21 protein-coding genes and 1 pseudogene are annotated in these 21133 nt (G+C 64.5%); 12 read left to right on the plus strand and 10 right to left on the minus strand.

What is annotated here, in order from left to right:
- The 3 genes and pseudogenes from AB0313_RS16085 to AB0313_RS16095 form a co-directional block, all read left to right on the plus strand.
- Positions 1 to 106, plus strand: a pseudogene (locus AB0313_RS16085) (lipoyl synthase); the annotation flags it as partial.
- 88 nt (positions 107 to 194) lie between these two features.
- On the plus strand, positions 195 to 947 hold the full coding sequence (locus AB0313_RS16090) for a DUF4191 domain-containing protein (protein ID WP_141940895.1): 753 nt from the start codon (positions 195 to 197) through the stop codon (positions 945 to 947).
- 117 nt (positions 948 to 1064) lie between these two features.
- Positions 1065 to 1418, plus strand: coding sequence for a DUF3817 domain-containing protein (locus AB0313_RS16095; RefSeq protein ID WP_366306744.1), 354 nt, complete (start codon positions 1065 to 1067; stop codon positions 1416 to 1418).
- 93 nt (positions 1419 to 1511) lie between these two features.
- On the opposite strand, the gene AB0313_RS16100 is transcribed toward AB0313_RS16095, so the two are convergent.
- Complete coding sequence (locus AB0313_RS16100; protein ID WP_141940893.1) at positions 1512 to 1949, minus strand: RDD family protein; 438 nt, start codon at positions 1947 to 1949, stop codon at positions 1512 to 1514.
- Between the two features lie 283 nt (positions 1950 to 2232).
- On the opposite strand from AB0313_RS16100, the gene glnA (AB0313_RS16105) reads away from it, so the two are divergent.
- The gene (glnA, locus tag AB0313_RS16105) at positions 2233 to 3657 is read left to right on the plus strand and encodes a type I glutamate--ammonia ligase (protein WP_018763577.1); all 1425 of its coding nucleotides are present in this window, start codon (positions 2233 to 2235) and stop codon (positions 3655 to 3657) included.
- A 5-nt stretch (positions 3658 to 3662) separates the two neighbouring features.
- Here the strand turns inward: glnA (AB0313_RS16105) and AB0313_RS16110 are convergent, their stop codons facing one another.
- Both AB0313_RS16110 and AB0313_RS16115 read right to left on the minus strand, forming a co-directional pair.
- Positions 3663 to 4739 carry a tyrosine-type recombinase/integrase gene (locus AB0313_RS16110; RefSeq protein ID WP_366306746.1) on the minus strand — a complete coding sequence of 359 codons (1077 nt, stop codon included), beginning with the start codon at positions 4737 to 4739 and terminating at the stop codon, positions 3663 to 3665.
- Positions 4720 to 5208 (minus strand): helix-turn-helix transcriptional regulator, encoded by a 489-nt coding sequence (locus AB0313_RS16115; protein WP_366306748.1) that lies wholly within the window; start codon positions 5206 to 5208, stop codon positions 4720 to 4722. The genes AB0313_RS16110 and AB0313_RS16115 overlap by 20 nt, the downstream gene beginning before the upstream one ends.
- A 92-nt stretch (positions 5209 to 5300) precedes the next feature.
- Here AB0313_RS16115 and AB0313_RS16120 point away from each other — a divergent pair, with 92 nt between their 5' ends.
- The 5 genes from AB0313_RS16120 (at position 5301) to AB0313_RS16140 (ending at position 9215) form a co-directional block, all read left to right on the plus strand.
- Positions 5301 to 5477 carry a helix-turn-helix domain-containing protein gene (locus AB0313_RS16120; protein WP_366306750.1) on the plus strand — a complete coding sequence of 59 codons (177 nt, stop codon included), beginning with the start codon at positions 5301 to 5303 and terminating at the stop codon, positions 5475 to 5477.
- 312 nt (positions 5478 to 5789) lie between these two features.
- Entirely contained in the window at positions 5790 to 6512 is a 723-nt protein-coding gene (locus AB0313_RS16125) for a hypothetical protein (RefSeq protein ID WP_366306752.1), read from the plus strand.
- 2 nt (positions 6513 to 6514) lie between these two features.
- A complete protein-coding gene (locus AB0313_RS16130; RefSeq protein ID WP_366306754.1) occupies positions 6515 to 7114 on the plus strand; it encodes a hypothetical protein in 600 nt (199 codons plus the stop codon).
- A 449-nt stretch (positions 7115 to 7563) separates the two neighbouring features.
- Entirely contained in the window at positions 7564 to 8985 is a 1422-nt protein-coding gene (locus tag AB0313_RS16135; protein WP_366306756.1) for a phage major capsid protein, read from the plus strand.
- Positions 8985 to 9215, plus strand: coding sequence for a hypothetical protein (locus AB0313_RS16140; RefSeq protein WP_366306758.1), 231 nt, complete (start codon positions 8985 to 8987; stop codon positions 9213 to 9215). Before AB0313_RS16135 ends, AB0313_RS16140 begins: the two co-directional genes overlap by 1 nt.
- 559 nt (positions 9216 to 9774) lie before the next feature.
- Here the strand turns inward: AB0313_RS16140 and AB0313_RS16145 are convergent.
- From AB0313_RS16145 to glnA (AB0313_RS16160), 4 genes are all read right to left on the minus strand, one after another.
- Positions 9775 to 10317 (minus strand): hypothetical protein, encoded by a 543-nt coding sequence (locus AB0313_RS16145; protein ID WP_366306760.1) that lies wholly within the window; start codon positions 10315 to 10317, stop codon positions 9775 to 9777.
- A gap of 445 nt (positions 10318 to 10762) precedes the next feature.
- The gene (locus AB0313_RS16150; protein ID WP_307310383.1) at positions 10763 to 11299 is read right to left on the minus strand and encodes a GNAT family N-acetyltransferase; all 537 of its coding nucleotides are present in this window, start codon (positions 11297 to 11299) and stop codon (positions 10763 to 10765) included.
- Complete coding sequence (locus tag AB0313_RS16155; RefSeq protein WP_366306762.1) at positions 11289 to 14300, minus strand: bifunctional [glutamine synthetase] adenylyltransferase/[glutamine synthetase]-adenylyl-L-tyrosine phosphorylase; 3012 nt, start codon at positions 14298 to 14300, stop codon at positions 11289 to 11291. The genes AB0313_RS16150 and AB0313_RS16155 overlap by 11 nt, the downstream gene beginning before the upstream one ends.
- A 9-nt stretch (positions 14301 to 14309) precedes the next feature.
- Positions 14310 to 15650 carry a type I glutamate--ammonia ligase gene (gene glnA, locus AB0313_RS16160; protein WP_141160830.1) on the minus strand — a complete coding sequence of 447 codons (1341 nt, stop codon included), beginning with the start codon at positions 15648 to 15650 and terminating at the stop codon, positions 14310 to 14312.
- A gap of 275 nt (positions 15651 to 15925) precedes the next feature.
- On the opposite strand from glnA (AB0313_RS16160), the gene panB reads away from it, so the two are divergent.
- Positions 15926 to 16816: a 3-methyl-2-oxobutanoate hydroxymethyltransferase gene (gene panB / locus AB0313_RS16165; protein WP_366306764.1), complete on the plus strand. Its 891-nt coding sequence runs from the start codon at positions 15926 to 15928 to the stop codon at positions 16814 to 16816.
- A gap of 172 nt (positions 16817 to 16988) precedes the next feature.
- Here the strand turns inward: panB and AB0313_RS16170 are convergent, their stop codons facing one another.
- Entirely contained in the window at positions 16989 to 17153 is a 165-nt protein-coding gene (locus tag AB0313_RS16170) for an SPOR domain-containing protein (protein ID WP_018763572.1), read from the minus strand.
- 118 nt (positions 17154 to 17271) lie between these two features.
- Here AB0313_RS16170 and map point away from each other — a divergent pair, with 118 nt between their 5' ends.
- Together map and ppgK are read left to right on the plus strand one after the other, a co-directional pair.
- The gene (map, locus tag AB0313_RS16175; RefSeq protein ID WP_141940889.1) at positions 17272 to 18150 is read left to right on the plus strand and encodes a type I methionyl aminopeptidase; all 879 of its coding nucleotides are present in this window, start codon (positions 17272 to 17274) and stop codon (positions 18148 to 18150) included.
- Positions 18151 to 18257: 107 nt separating this feature from the next.
- A complete protein-coding gene (gene ppgK / locus AB0313_RS16180) occupies positions 18258 to 19061 on the plus strand; it encodes a polyphosphate--glucose phosphotransferase (protein WP_141940888.1) in 804 nt (267 codons plus the stop codon).
- A gap of 51 nt (positions 19062 to 19112) precedes the next feature.
- On the opposite strand, the gene nrdR is transcribed toward ppgK, so the two are convergent.
- Positions 19113 to 19616 carry a transcriptional regulator NrdR gene (gene nrdR, locus AB0313_RS16185; RefSeq protein WP_141940887.1) on the minus strand — a complete coding sequence of 168 codons (504 nt, stop codon included), beginning with the start codon at positions 19614 to 19616 and terminating at the stop codon, positions 19113 to 19115.
- Positions 19617 to 19754: 138 nt separating this feature from the next.
- Entirely contained in the window at positions 19755 to 21131 is a 1377-nt protein-coding gene (hisD, locus tag AB0313_RS16190; protein ID WP_366306767.1) for a histidinol dehydrogenase, read from the minus strand.
- Positions 21132 to 21133: the final 2 nt, after the last annotated feature.

Consider the following 21133-nt stretch of genomic DNA (forward strand, 5'->3'; position numbering starts at 1 on the left):
AAAAGGACGCGACATCCCCGCCGAACTCGCCCACATCGCCGACGGCATCCAGGACTCCGGCACCACCCGCCAGGAAGCCGCCACCCTCCTGGCAGCACACTCCTGACCCGCAATCCGTGAAGTGCCCAAGGGCCGGACACCGGAAGATTCCGGCGTCCGGCCGTTTGGTTTAAGTCACGTAGAATTGAGGCACTATGGCGAAATCCCCTGACTCCAGCAACTCCTCCTCCGCGGGCTCAAGCGCGGTGAAGCGCAGCATGTTCACGCGCAAACCCAAGGAAGCAAAGGCCAAGAAGCCCAGCAGGCTCAAGCAGATCGGCGAGGTCTTCACCATGACCCGCCGCCACGATCCCATGGTTCCGTGGCTGATGCTGCTGGTGTTCCTGGGTGTGGTGGCTGTGAGCTTCCTGGTGGGCTTCCTGCTGGACAACTGGATCACGGGCCTCATCATCGGCATTCCGCTGGGCCTGCTGGCGGCCACCTTCATCCTCTCCCGTCGTGCCGAGCGCGCCGCATTCGCCCAGATCGAAGACCAGCCGGGAGCTTCGGGCGCTGCCCTGGGCACGCTGCGCCGGGGATGGATCACCGAGGAGCAGCCCGTCGCTGTGAACCCGCGCACGCAGGATGCCGTGTTCCGCGCCGTCGGCCGTCCCGGCGTCGTCCTCGTCAGTGAAGGCCCTACCCACCGGGTGAAGCCGCTGCTGGATGCCGAGCGCAAGCGCCTGGCGCGAATCCTGCCCAACGTTCCCGTCCACACCATCCAGACCGGGCGCGGCGAAGGCCAGGTACCCCTGAGCCAGGTTGCCAAGCAGATGGGCAAGATGAAGAACGAACTGACCAAGCTCGAGGTAAGCACGGTTTCCAAGCGCATCGCGTCCATGGGCACCAGGCTTCCCATCCCCAAGGGCATCGACCCGTACAAGGCCCGTCCCAACCGCGGGCGTTAGCCACCAGGACGCCCCGGTACCGGCACAGCCGGCCACCGGGGCGTTTTTCTTGCCCCGGACAGCTCCCGGACGCACTTCCGCACCCAAGCCGCTCACCGATAACGACGGGACCTGACCATGCCCTTGAAGACACCGACCATCCGCGCCTTCCGCATCCTCGCGGTGGCGGAGGCATGCAGCTGGGCCGCGCTCCTGGCAGGGATGTACCTGAAGTGGATTGCGGGCACCACGGAACTTGGCGTCCAGATTGCCGGGCCCGTCCACGGTGCGCTGTTCATCGCCTACGGGGTGACTGCACTGCTGCTTTGGCGCCTCCAGCGCTGGCCGTTCCTGGTGGCCGTGCTGGCTGGAGTCTCCGCCGTTTTTCCCTTCGCCACCATCCTGTTCGAGCGCTGGGCCGGGCGGCGGGGGTACCTGGCTGCCTCCGGGGCAGAGAGTGCGGAAGCCGACCTCGAGCCCAGCCGGGCATAGGCCTGCCGGGCTAAGAACCTTCTACGACATCTTGCCCTGGCGTCGCTGCGAACTGCCGGAAGACCGCGCGGCACCTAAGAGGCGGTCCTGCTGCTAGCGGCGGATGAGGAGGGTGTTCATCGCTTTGTCGTGGAGACCACGCTGGTCGGGATCGAAAATCACGGCGGGAATGACCAGGCACAGCAGAACTGCCCTGACCAGTGCCGCGAGCGGACCCGGAGTGCCGCCGCCCGGCCTGATCACGGCGATGCCCATGACGCGGTGGCCGATGCTGTAGCCCAGGGTTCCCACCAGCAGGATCTGCTCGATGGCAAAGACAGCAAGGGTGGCCCAGGAGTCCCCGCCGAAAGCGAAGTTACTGATCAGCAGTGCGATGCCCCAGTCGATCATGATCGCCGCGATCCTGCGTCCTGCGCGGGCGATGGAGCCGGGGCCGGACTCGGGAAGGCCCAGCCGCTCACCGGGATATTTCGAAATGCCGGAAGTGTCCGGTCCGGTGAGCCAGGACCCGATATCTTTGCGATCTACCACTGTCCAAGCTTACCGAGCCGCCGGACGCAGCGCGCCCACAGTGTGGATGGGACTCGACCGCACTGTGGACGGAAGATAGCGTGGTCATAGCAGGGTGATCTGTAACCTGCCCGAAACAATGCGGACACGGACGGGAAATGCCGCATCCATAGTCTGTTAGCAGTTTCAAGCAATCCCCCGGCAGGTACACACAGCAGGGAAAACAAGCGTTCTCCCTGCTTTTGGATTGCGCTGGATCATGTGGCTTGCATGCCAGATATTTACATATGCGTTAGGAGCATAGATGTTCAAGACTGCGGACGAAGTCCTCAAGTTCATCAAGGACGAAGATGTAAAGTTCGTCGATATCCGCTTCACCGATCTTCCGGGCGTCCAGCAGCACTTCAACGTCCCCGCCAAGAGTGTTGACGCCGACTTCTTCGTCAACGGCCAGCTCTTCGACGGTTCGTCCATCCGCGGCTTCCAGGGCATCGCCGAATCCGACATGCAGCTGATCCCGGACGTCACCACCGCGTTCCTGGACACCTTCCGCATGGAAAAGACCCTCGCGCTGAACTTCTCCATCGTCAACCCGCGGACCGGTGACCCCTACCACCGCGACCCGCGCGGCGTGGCCGAGAAGGCCGAGGCCTACCTGGCTTCCACCGGCATCGCCGACACCGCATTCTTTGCCCCCGAGGCCGAGTTCTTCGTCTTCGACAACGTCCAGTACCAGTCCTCCCCGCAGGGCAGCTTCTACAAGATCGACTCCGAGGAAGCCCACTGGAACACCGGCCGCGAGGAAGAGGGCGGCAACCTGGGCTACAAGACCCCGGTCAAGGGCGGTTACTTCCCGGTCTCCCCCACGGACAAGCAGGCTGACCTGCGCGACGCCATGTGTGTGGCACTGGACGAAGCCGGCCTTGAGGTTGAGCGCAGCCACCACGAAGTTGGATCCGCCGGCCAGGCCGAGATCAACTACAAGTTCACCACCCTGACCCACGCTGCCGATGATCTGCAGAAGTTCAAGTACGTCATCAAGAACACCGCTGACGCCTGGGGCAAGTCCGTCACCTTCATGCCGAAGCCGGTCTTCGGTGACAACGGCTCCGGCATGCACTGCCACCAGTCGCTGTGGAACGGCGGCGAGCCGCTGTTCTACGACGAGAAGGGCTACGCCGGCCTGTCCGACACCGCCCGCTGGTACATCGGCGGCCTGCTGAAGCACGCTTCCGCCGTCCTGGCGTTCACCAACCCGACGGTGAACTCCTACCGCCGCCTGGTCAAGGGCTTCGAGGCTCCGGTCAACATGGTGTACTCGCAGGGCAACCGCTCCGCCGGTATCCGTATCCCCATCACGGGCTCCAACCCGAAGGCCAAGCGCATCGAGTTCCGCGCACCGGACCCCTCCTCCAACCCGTACCTGGCGTTCGCTGCCCAGCTGATGGCCGGCATCGACGGCATCCGCAACCGCATCGAGCCCCCGGCTCCGATCGACAAGGACCTCTACGAGCTCCCCGCCGAGGAAGCAAAGGACATCCCCAAGGCTCCGGGCACGCTCGAGGAGGCCCTGGAGGCCCTGCGCGAGGACAACGAGTTCCTGCAGGCCGGCGGCGTCTTCACCCAGGACCTCATTGACACCTGGATCGAGTACAAGTACGAGAACGAGATCCGCCCGCTGTCCCTGCGCCCGAACCCCTACGAGTTCGAGCTCTACTACGGCGTCTAGTGTATTTACCGGGCTAAACGGGGTTTAGTCCGCAGAGAGTCCGCACGAGCTGCCAGCACTTCCGCGACGGCAGCTCGTGCGGACTCTTCTTTGTCGGGCCACATGTGCCCGTAAACGTCCAGGGTCGTCTTGGCTGATGCGTGCCGCAGCGACTTCTGGACCACCTTCACATCGAGTCCCTTGGAGATCAGCAGGGACGCGAAATAATGCCTCAGGTCATGGAACCTGAAGCCTTCCGGCAGGCCCTTGACCGTGGCCCGAGCTTCCCGGAAATAATGCTCCAGCCGGTGCGGCGACATGCCACGGCCCCACTCGTTGGTAACGAGGGTGGGACTCCCCCACTTTGTGGGATTTGCTGACAGCTCCAGACACAGATCCTGGGGAATCGGGATCGGATTCTTGGATTCCTCGGTTTTTAGTTCAACTCCCGGGTACTGGATGGCCGGCGTGATGACTCCGCGCATGAAATCGACGTCTGAGACTCGCAGCGAAACGGCCTCAGCGACCCGCAGACCGGCGAACGCGGCCAGTAGGACCGCTGGCCTCGCCCCGGCCGGCATCGCGTCATATAGGCCCCATACCTGGGCCGTCGTCGCCACATATGGCCGCTGCCTTCCAGCCTTGGGGGATGTCCGCCTGCTCAGCGGTGATTTCGGCAGCATCCCATCATGGACGGCATCAGCGAAGAGCTGCCCAAGCCGGGAGTGCAGGGCGTAGACAGTGGAATCAGCGAGGCCTTCCGCACTGAGTTTCGCCGTCCATGCCTTGACCTCGGACGGCCGAACGCTCTTCAATGTCCGGTCCCCGAATGTGGCGTTGATCCGCTTCAGATGAGTCCGCGCCTGCCTGACAGTTGAGGGCCTGTTGCTCTCGTAGCCCTTCATCCATACTTCCGACCACTCCCGCACCGTGGTCTGCGCCGTTTTCGGATCAACGTAGTCCCCACGGACCACAGAGGCCGTGACCTCATTCAGCCACCGTTGAGCGTCAACCTTCCGGGAGAAGTGCCGCGCATGTTCCTTGCCCGTCTCGTCACGGTACCTGGCCCGCCAAGAGCCGTTATCACGCTTCGTAATCGACATCTTGCGTCACCGCATCTTCCGCCATGTCCTCTTTTTGCATTGCGTAGTAGTACGCGCGGTAGAGCAGCGGCATCTCCAGTTCGGGGCCGCCTGAAGCTGCTGTCAACATGTGCTTTTCCACCTGGTACTGGACCAACTTCTGGCGACAGGCGCTGATCTGTTGTTCTAGACCTTCGATAAGACCGTCAAGCTCCCTGATGCGCTGAGCGTCTCCTTGGGCCGTTTCATCTGTCATCCGAGCCAAGGACGTTCCCAGCACTTGGGCAATTGCGTGGGCCTCAGCCAACCGGACGGTCCTTTCACCCTTTTCAATCCTGGAGACGGTCGTCTGCCTAAAACCGTCCCATCCGGCCTCTGCAAGCCGAGCTGCCAGCTCGCCCTGGGACAGGCCCTGAATCTCCCGGATGTGCCTCATCGTCTCAACGAAACGGTCCTCGTCAGCGGTGCCTATTGTGCGCTGTTCAATCACAACCTAAGTCTCACACAAAATCGCATTGCTGTACATGCACTGAGGGCGTAGTCTTTTAAGTGTTAAGTTCCTACATCATGAAAGGTTAGGCCGTGGATCTCCTGACACTGGAAGAAGTGGCGGAATTGCTCCGCAAGAGTCCCGCGCAAATCCGCTGGATGCGTCATAACGGCTGCGGACCGAGGGCGGCAAAGATCGGCGGCCGGGTTATGTACCGCCGTGCTGACGTTGTGGCTTGGGTAGAAGCACAGTTCGCGGCGGCCGGCTGAAATGTCGGGCGACGCCGTCATTAGGGCAAAGAAGATCCCCGCGTCGTGGGGGGACGATGCGGGGATCTTCAAGGGCCTGTCTCTAGACCTCACTGAAGATTCTACCTTAGACGTGCCGGCCAAGCGGTCAAGCCACGCCCATCCCTCAGACGTGTCGCTGGCGATTCTGCGTAAGTCGGCCGCGGCATTCGGCCTGACTCTTTGCTGCCGGTGCAGCCGCTGTAACGCTCCGCTGTGGAATTCCCGCAGCGTCTCCGCCAAGCTAGGGCCGGTCTGCCGGGTACGTGCAGCCGCAGAAGCGGAGGCAGGACTGTGAGCATCCGCCGTCCACGCCTGGCGTTCGAAAGCCAGTTCGTCCAGATACCCAATGAGTGGATGCGCGACACGAGAATCAGCCGCCGTGCCCGCGGCCTACTCGCAGAAATCATGACTCATGACGCCGGCTGGGTCATCACCATTGAGAGCCTTGTGAGCAAAGGCCCGGAAGGCCGTGACGCAATCCGCGGGGCGATCAAAGAGCTGGAAGACGCGGGATACCTGAAGCGGGAACGTCAGCGTCAGAAGACCGGGAACCAGAAATTTGCCGGTATGGAGTACGTGCTTCAGGCGCCGCCCGTGGCCGATGACCCGCGGATTTCCAGCGTCGGAAATTCCTACGTAGGTTCAGCCTACGTAGGTGAATCCGACACTAAGAACACAAGAGTTAAAGAAGACCAAGACCAAGAAGAAAAGAAGAGAGAGCCCCGGACGGGTAAACCCGTCCGGCGTTCTCTGCTCCCTGCTGATTTTTCAGTCTCACAGCATCTACAGTTCTGGGCACTTACAGAGGCTCCAGCGATTGATCTGGATCTGGAGACAAAGAAGTTCGTTGAATACCAAATCTCTCACGGAACTAAGAGCGCGGACTGGGGAGCAACGTGGCGTAAGTGGATTCTCGGCGCTGTTGAACACTCCCGCACCCATTCTCAGGACCAGCCAAGAGCCTGGCAACATTCAGATTTCAATCCTCCTTTTGACCCTTACAAGGACGTGTAGTCATGGCTGACATGGTTTTCAACATTTTCGGTCATGACGTCAACGTAACCAAGACCCTGGACGGTATCGCTGAGCGGGCCACGGCCATGGGTGCGGAAACCGCTGCTGCCGGTGACGTGGCCGGGTCCGGGATCGGTAAGGTGGGCACGTCGGCAACAGAGGCGAGTGCGGGCATGGGCGCGGCTGCCTTATCTACGACGGGGGCGCTTGCTGGGATCGCCGCCGCTGCTGCTGCCTCGTCTGCGCTTGTTGGTGCCGCCCTGGGCGCATTGCCACTGGTGTTCGCCGGCGCGGGTCTGCTCATGGTTGGTGAGGCGACGAAAACCAATGCCGGCCTGAAGCAGCAGTTTGCTGACGCGGGCAACTCCATCAAGGCGGACATGCTCACGGCCACCGAGCCGATGACGACCATATTCGGCACCATTGCTACGAACGCGGCGACTGCACTGCATCAGCTCGGGCCGCTTCTGCATGACACCTTTGATACTGGGCACTTTCTTCGGGAACCTCGCCACTGTAGGCGGCCCCGTCTTCGCCGTGATGACAAAGTTTGTCCTGGAGCTCGTGAAGTCGTTCCTGGCTGGGCTTATGCCGGTCCTTGACGCGCTGATGCCGGTGCTTGGACAGCTCCTGACAGCGCTGCTGCCGTTGCTGCCTGTCTTTGGGCAGTTGCTCGCCGCAGCGGCGCGCCGCGGAATGAATTGCACCTATGTTGTTTCCCACGTCAGGCGGGGCTAAAATTGCTTTTAGCTAGAAAGCTCACTGCGGCAATTCACGGATCGCGCTTCCGACGCTCGGCCTCGGACTCATGGTGAAACATGAACGGAACGTGGAGACCCGGTGAGACGCCCACTGCGTTACTCACGGACTGCGTCGCGTTACGGCCTGACCCTATGAACCGTGAAGCCCAGTGGATGTCGCCTTGGAAGGTGGCCAGCCTGATCAGCCGGCTCCGTATCCCCGCGACGAGGCCCCTCTAGAGGGCCACACCCCGAAGCGCCCTTTTTGCGCTCAGGTTTCAGAATCTTTTAGGCCGTAAAGGACCAGAAAAATGTATACTATCGACCAACTCATTGCCAGGGAATTGGAACAGCGTGCATCCAAGCTCTCCAAGCGCAACGCACACACTGCACGGCTCGCTGAGCTGCGCGGTATGGACGCACCGAACGAGGCGGAAATTTCCCGCGTCCGTGGCGCACAGAACGCCCTGGATGCCGAAATCGACGTCCTGGATGAACGCATTGCCGAACTGCGGGCTGAGAAAGCCGAGGATGAGCGGAACCTCGCGCTCGCCAGCCGTAGCATTCCGACTGCCGCGGGCCTGCTCGCCCGCGGGGCCGGCCTTGGTGACGGCGACTACCGGGCGGGCGACAGCGCCCCTGTGAACCGTGCGGACAGCGCGTCAAAGTCACGGTTTGTGCTGCGTGACCGGCCTGATGTTCCTGCATCCGTGGACCGCGGGCAGCGGTTCGCGGATCACCCGATTGCCCGGGAGTTCGCCGCCGCGCGTGCCGCCAATGACGCCACAGTCAAGGGCGTGTACGGCGGCAGCCTCGCGCAGATGGTCCGTACGGTCACGGATTCCGGTACGTCCGCCATTGTGCCAACTGACTGGAGCAATGACCTTATCGACCTCGCGCGGAACTATTCCGCGGTGATGAAGGCCGGCGCGACTTTGGTACCCATGTCCGCGAACGTGGTTAACATCGGCCGCATTACTGGTGACCCGACGTCGGCCTTCCGTGCTGAGGGCTCGGCCATTACGGCGTCAGACCCGAGTCTGGACAACGTCCAGTTGCAGGCAAAAACCATGAGCTGCATGGTTGTGACGACCATGGAATTTCTCCAGGACAGCATCAACGGCGAGGAAATGATCGTCAATGAAATTGCCAAGTCAATGGCGCTGCGGCTGGACTACCTCGCTTTGTACGGCGGAATCGTGACGACGAACTCCTGGGCCGGGATCAACGAACCCGTTGTGCCTGGTCCGCGCGGGATCGCGGCAACCCTGCTGGCGCTGCGCCCGGCGAACGTGCTGGGCACGGGCAACGCGAACGGTACACCCCCGACGAGATACAACGAGTTGATCGATTTGGTTGGCGCTTGTGCGGACCTGAACGAGTCGCCCAATTCCTTGCTCTACCCGTCCCGGCTATGGCGCGCGTACGCAAAGATGACCGACGCGCAGAACAGGCCTCTGAACGTTCCGCCCGCCCTCGAAAATCTCCCTTTCGTCATCACAAACCAGGTCAAGTCCGGCTACGCCCTGGGCACGGCTACGACGGCCGCCGACGCCTTCACTGGGGACTTCTCGCAGCTTCTGGTGGGGCAGCGCCTCGACTTCACGCTCCAGCGTGCTGACCAGCGCTACATCGACGCCGGACAGGTAGCTTTCATCTGCCACTGGCGCGGTGACTTCGGGATCGCACGCTCAAGTGCGTTTGCGGTCTACAAGGGTCTGATCGGCGTCTGATGGTACTGAACACACCCTACGGGCGGATGCTCAACTATTCGCTGCCGTCCATTGAGGACCAGGACTACCACGAAGGGGCATCGGACCCCCGGCTGCCGGCAACGACGAACGCTGTCCCCACCCCGCGGACGGATGCCCTTAGGGTGATGCATTTGACCGACCCGAACGGCGTCCCTGTGACGTTTCTGGTCGGGGAAAGTCTACCAACCTGGGCATTGCCCTACCGGTAAAAGGAGAAAGTCATGACGGATATTAGGATAGGCGGCCCGTGGCCTACAGGGGCGCGGGATAGGTCCGAACCCTTACAGCTTGGGGACGCGCCTCAGACGGTTGCCCCGGTGTTTACGGAGGTCACACAGGCTGTGAACCCGGAACACCCGGAACACGGGCCAGTTACGTTCGTCCCCGGGGAAGCCAAGCCGAAATGGTTCGTGGAGCGGGAATTAGCGGCGCAAGCTGTGCCACCGGCCCCCGAGCCCCCGAAGAAGGGCCGCAAGCCTGTCACGGAGACGTGACACTGGGCGTGAACGTCAGCCCAGGCCCGTTTAGCTTTCCGGCTGTTCACTGACGGGGCTGGGCAACGATGGGAGCGGAGGCACCCAATCCCTTTCAGGGGCCGGCGATCCTCCCAGCGCCGAATGAAAAGAGATCCCCGACCTTTCCGGTAGGGGATCTCTTTTCATTGTGTCAGCGGTCTTCTTCGCAAGCACGGGTACGGGGGGTCCCAGGGTGTGGTGGGTGCCTGGTTCTATCGCCCCCCGTACCGGTCCCTCATTGGCCCTTCCCGCTTTACCTGATCCAGGCCAATTGCTCTGTCGCTGCTCTGCAAGCTCTCGCCAGGTGCAGCAGGGTTGATGGACTCATGTTCTCACTGTCAGCCTGGACAAAAACAGAGGGCCTACCAATATTAATTTCCCCGGTCGTCTCATCCAGAGTGTCGAGCCGCTGGATCGACACGTACGCGTCATGCGTGGCGATCAGGTCCCGGGAATGGATGCAGCAGGGGCCGGTTCCGCCCCGGTGCTTGTCGGCGTAGTCCGTGTGGAACGCCCACGCCGGCCGCGCCGTGCCGAACACAAGACGCAATTCCCGGCCCGTTGTCGTCAGCAACTCGAACCGTTCTACGCCGGTCATCTGCTCCAGTTGAGCCACCCGAAGGCCTTGGTAGGCCCGTAGGATCTTCCAGCCGAAACTGTTCCGCTCGATCTCCCGTTGCGGGCTGCCAGGCTCCCACTGGCGGGCCTTGCCGATGAGCATTGACGCCTGCTCAATGTCCAGGCCGTACTCTGCGCCCGGATCGATCATCTTGTACTGGGACTGAGTTGTGTTCATTTCTTGGGTTATGCCTTCCAGGAGTCCGCAGCGAGTCCGCAAAAAGTCCGCAACGCGTCATTTTCGCCCAATCGTCAGCAACCAAGAATTCCCGGAATCTAGCGGGTTTCAACGGTCCCCGAGAAGGGCCAATCAGCATTGTTTAGTTCGAGCTCTACTACGGCGTCTAGTCTGCAGCCTGCCCCGCAGGACTGCTGAACCAGCAAAAGGCGGCCACCGGATACATCCGGTGGCCGCCTTTTGCGTTGTCCGCAGGGCCGTCAGGCCGCGGACGAAGACCGTAGGTGGGGGCCCGCCTCCAGACGTGCTGAGACCGGGAGCCGGACCCCCTGACGAATGCCCCCCGAGACGAAGACTGTCCAGCCTTCCCCCCAACAAGGTTGGAGAACACCGCCATCCACATAATCGGGCAAACGCTTGCTAAGCGCAATGCCGGCGCGGCGCGTTACGGCGGCGGCAGGGTGGCGAAGCTGCGGAACAGGGTCCGCTGCGGCCCCGCGGATCCACCCAGGTACCGCCCCGCGTCGAGAAAGCCGGCGCGGCGGTAAGCGGCCAGGCCCGCATGGTTTTCTTCGTTGACGGAAAGTACGACGCCGGACTCGCCGCCTTGGTGCCGGACGGTGAGCCTGTGTGCGGCCTCCACGGCGGCGGCGGCCGCGAGGGTACCCAGCCCTCTCCCCTGGTGCCGGCGATCGATGAGGAAGCCGCGGAGCAGCCACGCAGACCGGTCGTCAGGCCACCCGGCGACGCTGGCGGCTCCGAGCTGGAGAGTCAAGAGACCGACGGCGTCACCGCCGGATTCCACCACGTAGGGCCGGCGCGATTCTTCTGCCAGTCCTGCCAGGGCCATTCGCAGGGGGTCGCCCACGAAACGTTCCTGGCCGGGGAGCAGCGACAGGTCCGCCACTGCCCCCAGTTGGATGGCCCGGGCATCTTGGTCCAGGTCCCGGAGGGCAATGAGCCAGACCCAGTCAGTGCCCATAGAAGACGCGTTCAAAGACTGCCCGGGCCCGGCGGCTGACCCGCAGGTAATCCTCCTCCAGCACGGCGGCCTGTCCCGGCTCGTAGCCGCACCAGCGCGCCACGGCCTCAAGGTCGCGGCGCGAAGACGGCAGGAGATCCGAGGCCTTGCCGTTCCAGATGACGTTGGCGGACCGGATGCGGCTGGCCAGGCGCCAGGCCTCGACCAGGAGCGCGGCGTCGGCGGCGTCCAGCAGGCCAAGTTCCGCCGCCGCTGCCAGAGCCTCCAGTGTCGATGTGGTGCGGAGCTCCGGATGTTTCCCGGCATGCTGGAGCTGCAGCAGTTGGACCAGCCATTCGACGTCACTCAAGCCGCCGCGCCCCAGTTTCAGGTGTCGGGCGGGGTCCGCGCCGCGGGGAAGCCGCTCGGATTCAACGCGGGCCTTGATGCGCCTGATTTCGCGAACGTCCTGTTCGGCAACTGACTCCGGGTAGCGGATGGGGTCGATGAGCTCCAGGAAGTCAGCCGCCAGCGCGTCGTCGCCGGCCATGGGGCGTGCCCTCAACAGGGCCTGGGCTTCCCAGATCAGGGACCACCGCCGGTAATACTCGGCGTAGGAGTCCAGGGAGCGCACCATCGCCCCGTTCTTGCCTTCGGGCCGGAGGTCGGCATCCATCTGCAGCACGCGTTCGGCCATGATGGCCGGCTTCAGCGGCTGGGTGAGCAGGCTGGACACCTTGGCCACGATGCGGGCGGCCTGCTCCTGCGCCTCCGCTTCGGCGAAACCGGGAAGGGCCCGGTGGACATACATGACGTCCGCGTCGGAGCCGTAGCCGATCTCGCGGCCGCCCTGCCGGCCCATGGCCACCACCAGCACCGAGGTCTTGAGTGGTCCACCGGCCGAGACGATGCCTTCCGCCACGCGCAGGGCGCCCAGGACGGCGGCGCGGTCCGTGTCCGCCAACGCCCTGCCCGCGGCTTCCTGGTCGAGGAGGCCGGCGGAATCGGCGATGGCGATGCGCAGGATTTCCCGCCGGCGGATCAGCCGGATGAGGCGCATGGCACTCTCGGGATCCTCGTGCCGGGACATCTTGGCGGTGATCTCCTGCCATTGGGCTTCAAAGCCCACCGGCACCAGGTCCTTGTCCTGTCCCAGCCATGCCACAGACTCCGGCGAAACTTCCAGGAGGTCTGCGATCAGTCGGGAATTGGAGAGCATGTGGCAGAGGCGTTCGGCGGCGGCGTTGGAGTCGCGGAGCAGGCCCAGGTACCAGTGCGTTGTGCCCAGCGCTTCACTGATCCGGCGGAACGCGAGGAGGCCGGCGTCCGGGTCAACGCCTTCGGCGAGCCAGTCAAGCAGGATGGGCAGGAGCTGGCGCTGCAGGGCGGCACGGCGGCTCACACCGGCGGTCAGCGCCTCGATGTGGCGCATGGCTCCCTGCGGGTCCCGGTAGCCGAGGGCGGCCAGCCGTCCCTGTGCTGCTTCCGGCGTCAGCTTGGCGTCCTCGCTGCTGAGCTTGGCCGCGGAATTCAGCAGCGGGCGGTAGAAGATGCGCTCGTGCAGTTCACGGACCGAGCGCTTGGTGCGCTGCCACGTGGAAAGCAGGGAGTCGGGAGTGGGGCGCTCGTTGGAGAAGGGCCCCAGGACGGCCTTGGCCAGGGAGCGCAGGGCCGGTTCCGCCACCGGCATGAGGTGGGTGCGGCGCAACTGGAACAGCTGGATCCGGTGTTCCAGGAGCCGCAGGTAACGGTAGGCGTTATCAAAGGCAGCGGCGTCTGAACGGCCGATGTAACCTCCGGCTGACAGGGCGGCGATCGCTGAAGTGGTGTCCCGGCGTCGTAGTGATTCATCCGCCTTGCCGTGCACCAGCTGGAGCAGTTGCACGGTGAACTCAACGTCACGCAGTCCGCCGCGCCCCAGCTTGATCTGGCGTTGCTCCTCAGCCGCCGGAATGTGCTCGGTCACCCTCCGGCGCATGGCCTGGACAGACTCCACGAAGCCCTCGCGGCCCGCCGAGTTCCAAATCAGGGGCGCCACGGCGTCCTCGTAGGCCCGGCCCAGCGCGGCATCCCCGGCGATGGTGCGTGCCTTGAGCAACGCCTGGAATTCCCAGCTCTCGGCCCATCTGGCGTAGTACGTCTGGTGGGAGGCAAGGGTCCGCACCAGAGGACCCGATTTGCCCTCGGGCCGCAGGTTGGCGTCCACCTCCCACAGGCCCGGTTCCCTGGCGACGGACGAAATGGCCCGCGAAATGCCGCTTGCCAGCGCCGTGCCGATGGTGTTGGCGTGCGCGTCCTCCAGGCTGCCGGGGTCCACCACGTAGATGACGTCGACGTCGGAAATGTAGTTCAGTTCCCGGGCTCCGCACTTGCCCATCCCGATGACCGCCAGGCCAACGTCGGCGACGTCGGCGGCGCTGTGTTGCTCTGTGGCCTCCGCCCGCGAAACGGCGAGGGCAGCTTCGATGGCCGCGGCAGCGAGGTCCGCCAGTTCACCGCCCACCGACGGGAGGAAATCCAGCGGATCCGCCGCGCACAGGTCCTTGACGGCGAGGTCCACCAGTCCGCGGCGGTAGGCGGTGCGCAGGGCGGCGTAGGCGTCAACGCCGGTGACGGAGGCAACGGGGCGGGCCGCCCGGGGATCTGCGCCCACCACCTGCAGGAGCGTGGCGCGCAGCCGTTGCGGCTCGGCTGGCAGGGGTTCGGGGCTGGCACGGACCCGGAATGCGTCCAGGTGCTCGGGGTGCCGGATGAGGAACTCCCCCAAGGCCTCCGAGGCGCCCAGGACGCGGTACATCGGTTCGCTGGCCTCCGGCTCGGCGGCCGCCAGGTCCCGCAGCTGCGGGTGTTTCTCGATCAGCCTGACCAGCGATTGGAGGGCAGTGTCCGGACTTGCTGCGAGCTGCAGCCCGGCAAAGAGCCTGTCCTGGTCCAGTCCTTCGAGTTCGCGCGCGGCCAGGAACCTTTCGCCCTTTTCCAGGTCGCTGAATCCGGCCGCGATGAGGCGGCGTGCCAGGCTCACGCCGGGCACCTAGAGGATGCCGAGGTTGCGCTGCAGCTCGTAGGGCGTCACCTGCAGGCGGTAGTCCTGCCACTCGGCGCGCTTGTTGCGCAGGAAGTGCTCGTAGACCTGTTCGCCCAGGATCTGCGGCATCAGCTCGGAGTCTTCCATCGAACGGATGGCGTCGTGCAGGCTGGCCGGGAGCGGATCGTGGCCCATGGCACGGCGTTCGGCCGAGCTCAGCGACCAGACGTCGTCCTCGGCGGCAGCCGGAAGGTCGTAACCTTCCTCGATGCCCTTCAGGCCGGCACCGAGCAGGACGGCGTAGGCCAGGTACGGGTTCGCCGCGGAGTCGATGCCGCGGTATTCGATCCGGGCGGACTGGCCCTTGCCCGGCTTGTACAGCGGCACACGGACCAGCGCGGAGCGGTTGTTGTGCCCCCAGCTCAGGTAGCTGGGCGCCTCGCCGCCGCCCCACAGGCGCTTGTAGGAGTTGACGAACTGGTTGGTGACAGCTGTGAACTCGGGAGCGTGCTTGAGGATGCCGGCGATGAACTGCCGGGCCGTCTTGGACAGCTGGAACTCGGCACCGGCCTCGAAGAACGCGTTGCTGTCGCCCTCGAAGAGCGAGAAGTGCGTGTGCATCCCGGACCCGGGGTGGTCGGTGAACGGCTTGGGCATGAACGTGGCGTAGGTACCCTGCTGCAGCGCCACCTCCTTGATGACGGTGCGGAACGTCATGATGTTGTCGGCCGTCTGCAGTGCGTCCGCGTAGCGGAGGTCGATTTCGTTCTGGCCCGGGCCGGCCTCGTGGTGGCTGAACTCAACGGAAATGCCCACCGATTCCAGCATGGTCACCGCTGTGCGGCGGAAGTCCTGGGCCACACCGCCAGGAACGTGGTCGAAGTAGCCGCCCTCATCAACCGGCACCGGCGCGCCATTCGGCCCCGGCTCGTGGGACTTGAGCAGGTAGAACTCGATCTCCGGGTGGGTGTAGCAGGTGAAGCCCATGTCCGCGGCCTTGGCCAGGGTTCGCTTGAGCACATTGCGGGGATCCGCCGCCGAGGGCTCGCCATCGGGAGTGAGGATGTCGCAGAACATGCGCGAGGTCTGCTCGGTCTCGCCGCGCCACGGCAGGATCTGGAAGGTGGCGGGATCGGGCTGGGCCAGCATGTCCGATTCGAAGACGCGGGCCAGGCCCTCGATGGAGGAGCCGTCGAAGCCCAGGCCTTCCTCGAACGCTCCCTCCACTTCTGCCGGTGCAAGCGCCACGGACTTCAGCGAACCCACGACGTCGGTGAACCACAGGCGCACGAAACGTACGTCGCGCTCTTCGATCGTGCGCAGGACAAACTCTTGCTGGCGGTCCATGATGGCCTCTTCTCCGGTCAACGTCCATGCTCCGGGTCCGCACAAGGGGAAAGCCGGCAGCAGTTCATCAACACTGTACTAATCATTCGCCGCTCATGCTGAAGCCTGGGGCCTGCGTAACACAGCATTAACCTGCCGCCCCGCCGTCAGATGCCGCCGGCCCCGTTTCCGACGGCATGTGACGCCCTTCCGCCGGCTCCCGTTATGACGCTAATCACCGGTCCCGATGCGGAGCGCGGTAGCTAGTACGGCGGGTACCGCATTACGCTCATCCCATGGCATCCAGCAACAGCTCCGACTCCAGCGCGTCCGCAGAAGTACCCGCACCGTACGGCAGCGGGCCAGACACACCGGCTGCGGCCGAACGGAAGCCGGCGAAGGTCCGTATCCACCACTTGCAGCAGGCCAAGCGCGAAGGCACCAAATTCGCCATGCTCACCGCCTACGAGCAGTACACGGCCGAAATTTTCGACGCCGCAGGCATCGAGGTGCTCCTGGTGGGAGATTCCGCCTCAAACAACGTCTTTGGCAATGAGACCAGCCTCCCGGTCACCGTGGACGAGCTGCTCCCTTTGTGCCGCGCAGTAGCCAGGTCAGCCAAGCGTGCCCTGGTGGTGGCGGACCTGCCCTTCGGCAGCTACGAGGTCAGTGCCGAACAGGCCGTGGGCGCCGGCGTCAGGTTCCTCAAGGAAGGGCTTGCCCACGCGGTAAAGATCGAGGGCGGAAAGTATTACGCACCAACGGTCCGGGCCATGGTGCAGGCGGGCATTCCGGTCATGGCGCACATCGGCTTCACCCCGCAGAGCGAACACGCGCTGGGCGGATACCGCGTCCAAGGCCGCGGCGACGACGCCCAGCGGCTGATCGACGACGCCCGCGCCCTTGCCGACGCAGGGGCATTCTGCGTGCTGATGGAGATGGTGCCGGCCGAAACCGCGGCCGCCGTCGATGCCGCCGTGGACGTCCCCACCATCGGCATTGGCGCCGGAAACGCGACCACGGGCCAAGTGCTGGTCTGGCAGGACATGGCCGGGCTCCGGGGCGGCCGGATGGCCAAGTTCGTCAAGCAGTACGCGGACCTCCGCAGCACACTGCTCGACGCCGCCACCGCCTATGGTGACGACGTCCGTTCAGGCCAGTTCCCCGGCCCGGAACACTCCTTCTAAACTTTCAACTTCGGCCGGACGCCACCTCGGAACCGGCGACTGACGGATATGCCCGGATGACCTGCGGCGTCCGGGCGGTACTCCGGAAGCGGACGTCAAGGTGAGGCCGTCCGCGGCCGAGGCAGTCCGCGGAGGAGTGCCGCCCGACGCCCTGACGCCTGCCCCCAACCGGTCAGTCGTCGTCGCCCTTTTCCCAGGCCTCGTTGCGCGCCTTGACCTTCTCGATGGCGTGTTCCGCTTCTTCGCGGGTCTTGTAGGGCCCAATGAGCTGGCTCCAGTCCGAGAGCCGGTCTTCTTCCACTTCGTGGGTGTTGACGTTGAACCAGTACTCAGTCATCGTTGCTCCTCGTTCCGGCGACAGGCGCATGGGGTGACCCACGTAACACAAACACTTACGTGCGCCCTCCCCGCTTGTCGGTTGTTAGGCGTTCTGTGGTGCCTTATATGATCAATCTATGCCTTCCCTTGCCTCGACTGCACCCATTGGCACCCTCACCCCGGGTACCCTGAGTCCGCAGCGTCCCGTTCCGGCGTCCATCCCCCGTCCGGAGTACGTCGGCAAGACAGCTCCAGCCAAATTCACCGGTTCCGAGGTCAAGTCCCCGGAGACCATAGAAAAGATCCGGGTCGCCGGAAAGATTGCCGCACAGGCCATCGTGGAAGTCGGCAAGCACATTCAGCCAGGTGTCACCACTGATGAGCTGGACAAGGTGGGCCACGAGTTCCTGCTGGACCACCACGCTTACCCGTCTACGCTCGGCTACCGGGGGTTCCCCAAATCCCTGTGCTCCTCGCTGAACGAGGTCATCTGCCACGGCATCCCCGACAGCACGGTGGTCCAGGACGGCGACATCCTCAACATCGACATCACGGCCTACATCAACGGCGTTCACGGCGACACCAACTACACCTTCCTGGTGGGTGACGTGGACGAGGAATCCCGGCTGCTGGTGGAGCGCACCCAGGAGTCCCTGAACCGGGCCATCAAGGCCGTGGCTCCGGGGCGCGAAATCAATGTCATTGGCCGGGCCATCCAGTCCTATGCCAAACGGTTCGGCTACGGCGTGGTCCGCGATTTCACCGGTCACGGCGTCGGGGAGGCCTTCCACACCGGACTCATCATCCCGCACTACGATGCCGCCCCTGCCTACAACACAGTGATCGAAACCGGCATGGTGTTCACCATCGAACCGATGCTCACGCTGGGCACCGTGGAGTGGGACATGTGGAGCGATGACTGGACTGTCGTCACGCGGGACCGCAAGCGTACCGCCCAGTTCGAGCACACCCTGCTGGTCACCGAGGCCGGCGCCGAGATCCTCACCCTCCCGTAGTTCATCCCATGCCCCCAGGCATGGCTGCCGGTGCAGACCGGACACCTGTTATGGGCCACCCATGTTGGCCCGTTTTCCTGCCCGCCCCTGTTAAGAACGGAATCCCATTGGCCAAGAAGGACGAGAAGTCGCACAAGAACGCACCGCTGATCGGCATCGACATCGGTGGTACGGGCATCAAGGGCGGCATTGTCGACCTGAAGAAGGGCAAGCTCCTGGGCGAACGCTTCCGCGTACCCACCCCGCAGCCCGCCACCCCCGAGGCCGTCGCGGAGGCCGTGGCTCTGGTGGTGGCCGAGCTTTCGGCACGCCCTGAGGCCCCCGAGGCCGGCTCGCCCGTGGGAGTGACCTTCCCCGGCATCATCCAGCACGGCGTGGTCCACTCCGCCGCCAACGTGGACAAGAGCTGGCTTGACACGGACATCGACGCCCTCCTCACCGCCCGTCTTGGCCGGCCCGTGGAGGTCATCAACGACGCCGATGCCGCCGGCCTGGCCGAAGCCCGCTACGGTGCCGGCGCGGGCGTGTCCGGCACGGTCCTGGTGATCACCCTGGGCACCGGCATCGGCTCAGCGTTCATCTTCGACGGCAAACTCGTTCCCAACGCTGAGCTTGGCCACCTTGAAATTGACGGCTTCGACGCCGAATCGAAGGCATCGGCCGTAGCCCGCGAACGCGACGGACTGACCTGGGACGAGTACAGCGTGCTCCTGCAGCGGTACTTCTCGCACGTGGAGTTCCTGTTCTCACCGGAACTGTTCATCGTGGGCGGCGGCATTTCGAAGCGCGCCGACGAATATCTTCCCAACCTCAAGCTGCGCACACCGATTGTCCCGGCAGTCCTGCGCAACGAGGCAGGCATTGTGGGGGCCGCGCTGGAAATTGCCATCAAGCACCAGCTGTCCAAATAGGAGTGGTGCCGGTGGCGGCTGCGGCTTCCCCTCCGCTGCCGCCACCGGAGTTTAGAGGGGGCTTTTCTCGGAGTTCCTGGCCCCACCGGCTGCGCCCTTGGCGTCTTCCTCGGCCTCGTGGCGCAGCAGTGCGATGGCGGTCTCAAAGTCCTCGAGGGACTCGAACGCCTGGTACACGCTGGCGAAGCGAAGGTACGCCACCTTGTCCAGCTTCTGCAGCGGCCCCAGGATCACCAGCCCCACCTCGTGGGCGTCTATTTCGGCGGCACCGGAGGAGCGTATCTGCTCTTCCACTTCCTGGGCCAGCATAGCGAGGTCATCCTCGCTCACCGGGCGGCCCTGGCAGGCCTTGCGCACGCCGTTGATGACCTTGCTGCGGCTGAAGGGCTCGCCCACGCCCGACCGTTTGATCACCGAAAGGCTGGTGGTCTCAACGGTGGTGAACCGGCGGCCGCATTCAGGACACTGCCGGCGGCGGCGGATGGCCGAACCGTCATCCGCCATCCTGCTGTCCACCACGCGGGAGTCGGGGTTGCGGCAGAACGGACAGTACATGGCGTTCCCCCCTTTCGCTTGTAGCGTGCAGCATCATTGGAAGCCACCAGCACCGCCGGGGGGCGATGCCGTGGCATCCTTCAGTTTACGGGCATATTTGGGGTAATAACAATCCTGTAATTACTACATGTAGTAGTGTCACCCGTTGCTGCCCGGGAAACGCGCCGTGACGGCGTCCCCGTGGGCAGGCAGGTCCTCCGCCTGGGACAGGCTCACGATGTGCCCACTGACCTCGGCCAGTGCATCCCGGCTGTAGTTGATGACCTGGATGGCGCGCAAAAAGGTGGTCACGTTCAGCCCGGACGAGAACGCGGCCGTGCCGCTGGTCGGCAGGACGTGGTTGGAGCCCGCGCAGTAGTCCCCCAGGCTGACGGGGCTGTAGTCGCCCACGAAGATGGCGCCGGCGTTGCGGATGCGCGCTGCCACGGCCGCGGCATTCCGGGTCATGATCTCCAGGTGCTCGGCGGCGTAGGCATCGCAGGCGGCAATCCCTTGCTCCAGGCCGTCCACCAGCACCACGCCGGACTGCGGGCCGGACAACGCCTCCTGTACCCTGGCCGCGTGCTTGGTGGCTGCGGCCTGGAGCGCCAGTTCGGCCCGTACAGCCATGGCAAGGTCCTCGGAGTCGGTGATGAGGACTGACGCCGCCTTGGGATCATGCTCGGCCTGGCTGAGGAGGTCCGCGGCAACCAACGCGGGCTGCGCGGAATCGTCGGCCAGGATGGCGATTTCCGTGGTCCCGGCCTCGGAATCGATTCCCACCACGCCCTTAACCAGGCGCTTTGCGGTGGCAACGAAGATGTTGCCCGGTCCGGTCACCACGTCCACCGGTTCCAGGGCCGGTCCGGCGGCGCTGGCTTCGATGCCGTAAGCGAAGGCTGCGATGGCCTGGGCGCCCCCAATGGCGTAGACCTCCGTGATACCCAGCAGTGCAGCCGCGGCCAGGATCGTGGGGTGCGGCAGCCCGCCATACTCCTTCTGCGGGGGCGAGGCCAGGGCAATTGATTCCACCCCTGCCGCCAGTGCCGGCACCACGTTCATGATCACCGACGAGGGGTACACCGCAAGTCCGCCGGGAACGTACAGTCCCACGCGCGCCACGGGCACCCAGTTCTGGCTGACCACGGCGCCGTCACCCAGTTCCACGTCGACATTGCGCGGACGCTGCCCGTCGGCGAATTTCCGTGCCCGGCTGATGGACTCCTCCAGCGCGGCCCGCACGGCAGGATCCAGCTGGTCAAGGGCGTTGGCGAGCGCTTCTATGGGGACCAGCGGGTGTTCCTGCGCAACGCCGTCGAACCTCTCTGCCAGCTCGGACAGGGCAGCGAAGCCCCGCCCGCGCACGGCCGAAATGATCTGGAGGACTTTGTCCTCGGCATCGGCCACGGTCTGGCCCTTGGCGCGGGGAACGGCGGCACGGAGGGCGGCGAGGGTCAGGTCGCGGCCGCGAAGATCGACGGTGCGGAAGTCGACGGCGGCTGTCACGGGGGCGGGAACGTCGGGGGAAGTGGTCACCG

It is taken from the genome of Pseudarthrobacter sp. NPDC080039 (assembly GCF_040702335.1).
Taxonomy (GTDB): Bacteria; Actinomycetota; Actinomycetes; order Actinomycetales; family Micrococcaceae; genus Arthrobacter; species Arthrobacter enclensis_A.

Excerpts from the sequence above, each read along its gene's own strand:
- AB0313_RS16095 (WP_366306744.1), top strand. The coding sequence starts at position 1,065 with ATGCCCTTGAAGACACCGACCATCCGCGCCTTCCGCATCCTCGCGGTG.
- AB0313_RS16170 (WP_018763572.1), bottom strand. The coding sequence starts at position 17,153 with ATGACTGAGTACTGGTTCAACGTCAACACCCACGAAGTGGAAGAAGAC.
- AB0313_RS16150 (WP_307310383.1), bottom strand. The coding sequence starts at position 11,299 with ATGGGCACTGACTGGGTCTGGCTCATTGCCCTCCGGGACCTGGACCAA.
- AB0313_RS16110 (WP_366306746.1), bottom strand. The coding sequence starts at position 4,739 with ATGTCGATTACGAAGCGTGATAACGGCTCTTGGCGGGCCAGGTACCGT.
- panB (WP_366306764.1), top strand. The coding sequence starts at position 15,926 with ATGGCATCCAGCAACAGCTCCGACTCCAGCGCGTCCGCAGAAGTACCC.
- glnA (WP_018763577.1), top strand. The coding sequence starts at position 2,233 with ATGTTCAAGACTGCGGACGAAGTCCTCAAGTTCATCAAGGACGAAGAT.
- AB0313_RS16140 (WP_366306758.1), top strand. The coding sequence starts at position 8,985 with ATGGTACTGAACACACCCTACGGGCGGATGCTCAACTATTCGCTGCCG.
- AB0313_RS16145 (WP_366306760.1), bottom strand. The coding sequence starts at position 10,317 with ATGAACACAACTCAGTCCCAGTACAAGATGATCGATCCGGGCGCAGAG.
- AB0313_RS16090 (WP_141940895.1), top strand. The coding sequence starts at position 195 with ATGGCGAAATCCCCTGACTCCAGCAACTCCTCCTCCGCGGGCTCAAGC.
- glnA (WP_141160830.1), bottom strand. The coding sequence starts at position 15,650 with ATGGACCGCCAGCAAGAGTTTGTCCTGCGCACGATCGAAGAGCGCGAC.
- AB0313_RS16135 (WP_366306756.1), top strand. The coding sequence starts at position 7,564 with ATGTATACTATCGACCAACTCATTGCCAGGGAATTGGAACAGCGTGCA.
- nrdR (WP_141940887.1), bottom strand. The coding sequence starts at position 19,616 with ATGTACTGTCCGTTCTGCCGCAACCCCGACTCCCGCGTGGTGGACAGC.
- AB0313_RS16130 (WP_366306754.1), top strand. The coding sequence starts at position 6,515 with ATGGCTGACATGGTTTTCAACATTTTCGGTCATGACGTCAACGTAACC.
- map (WP_141940889.1), top strand. The coding sequence starts at position 17,272 with ATGCCTTCCCTTGCCTCGACTGCACCCATTGGCACCCTCACCCCGGGT.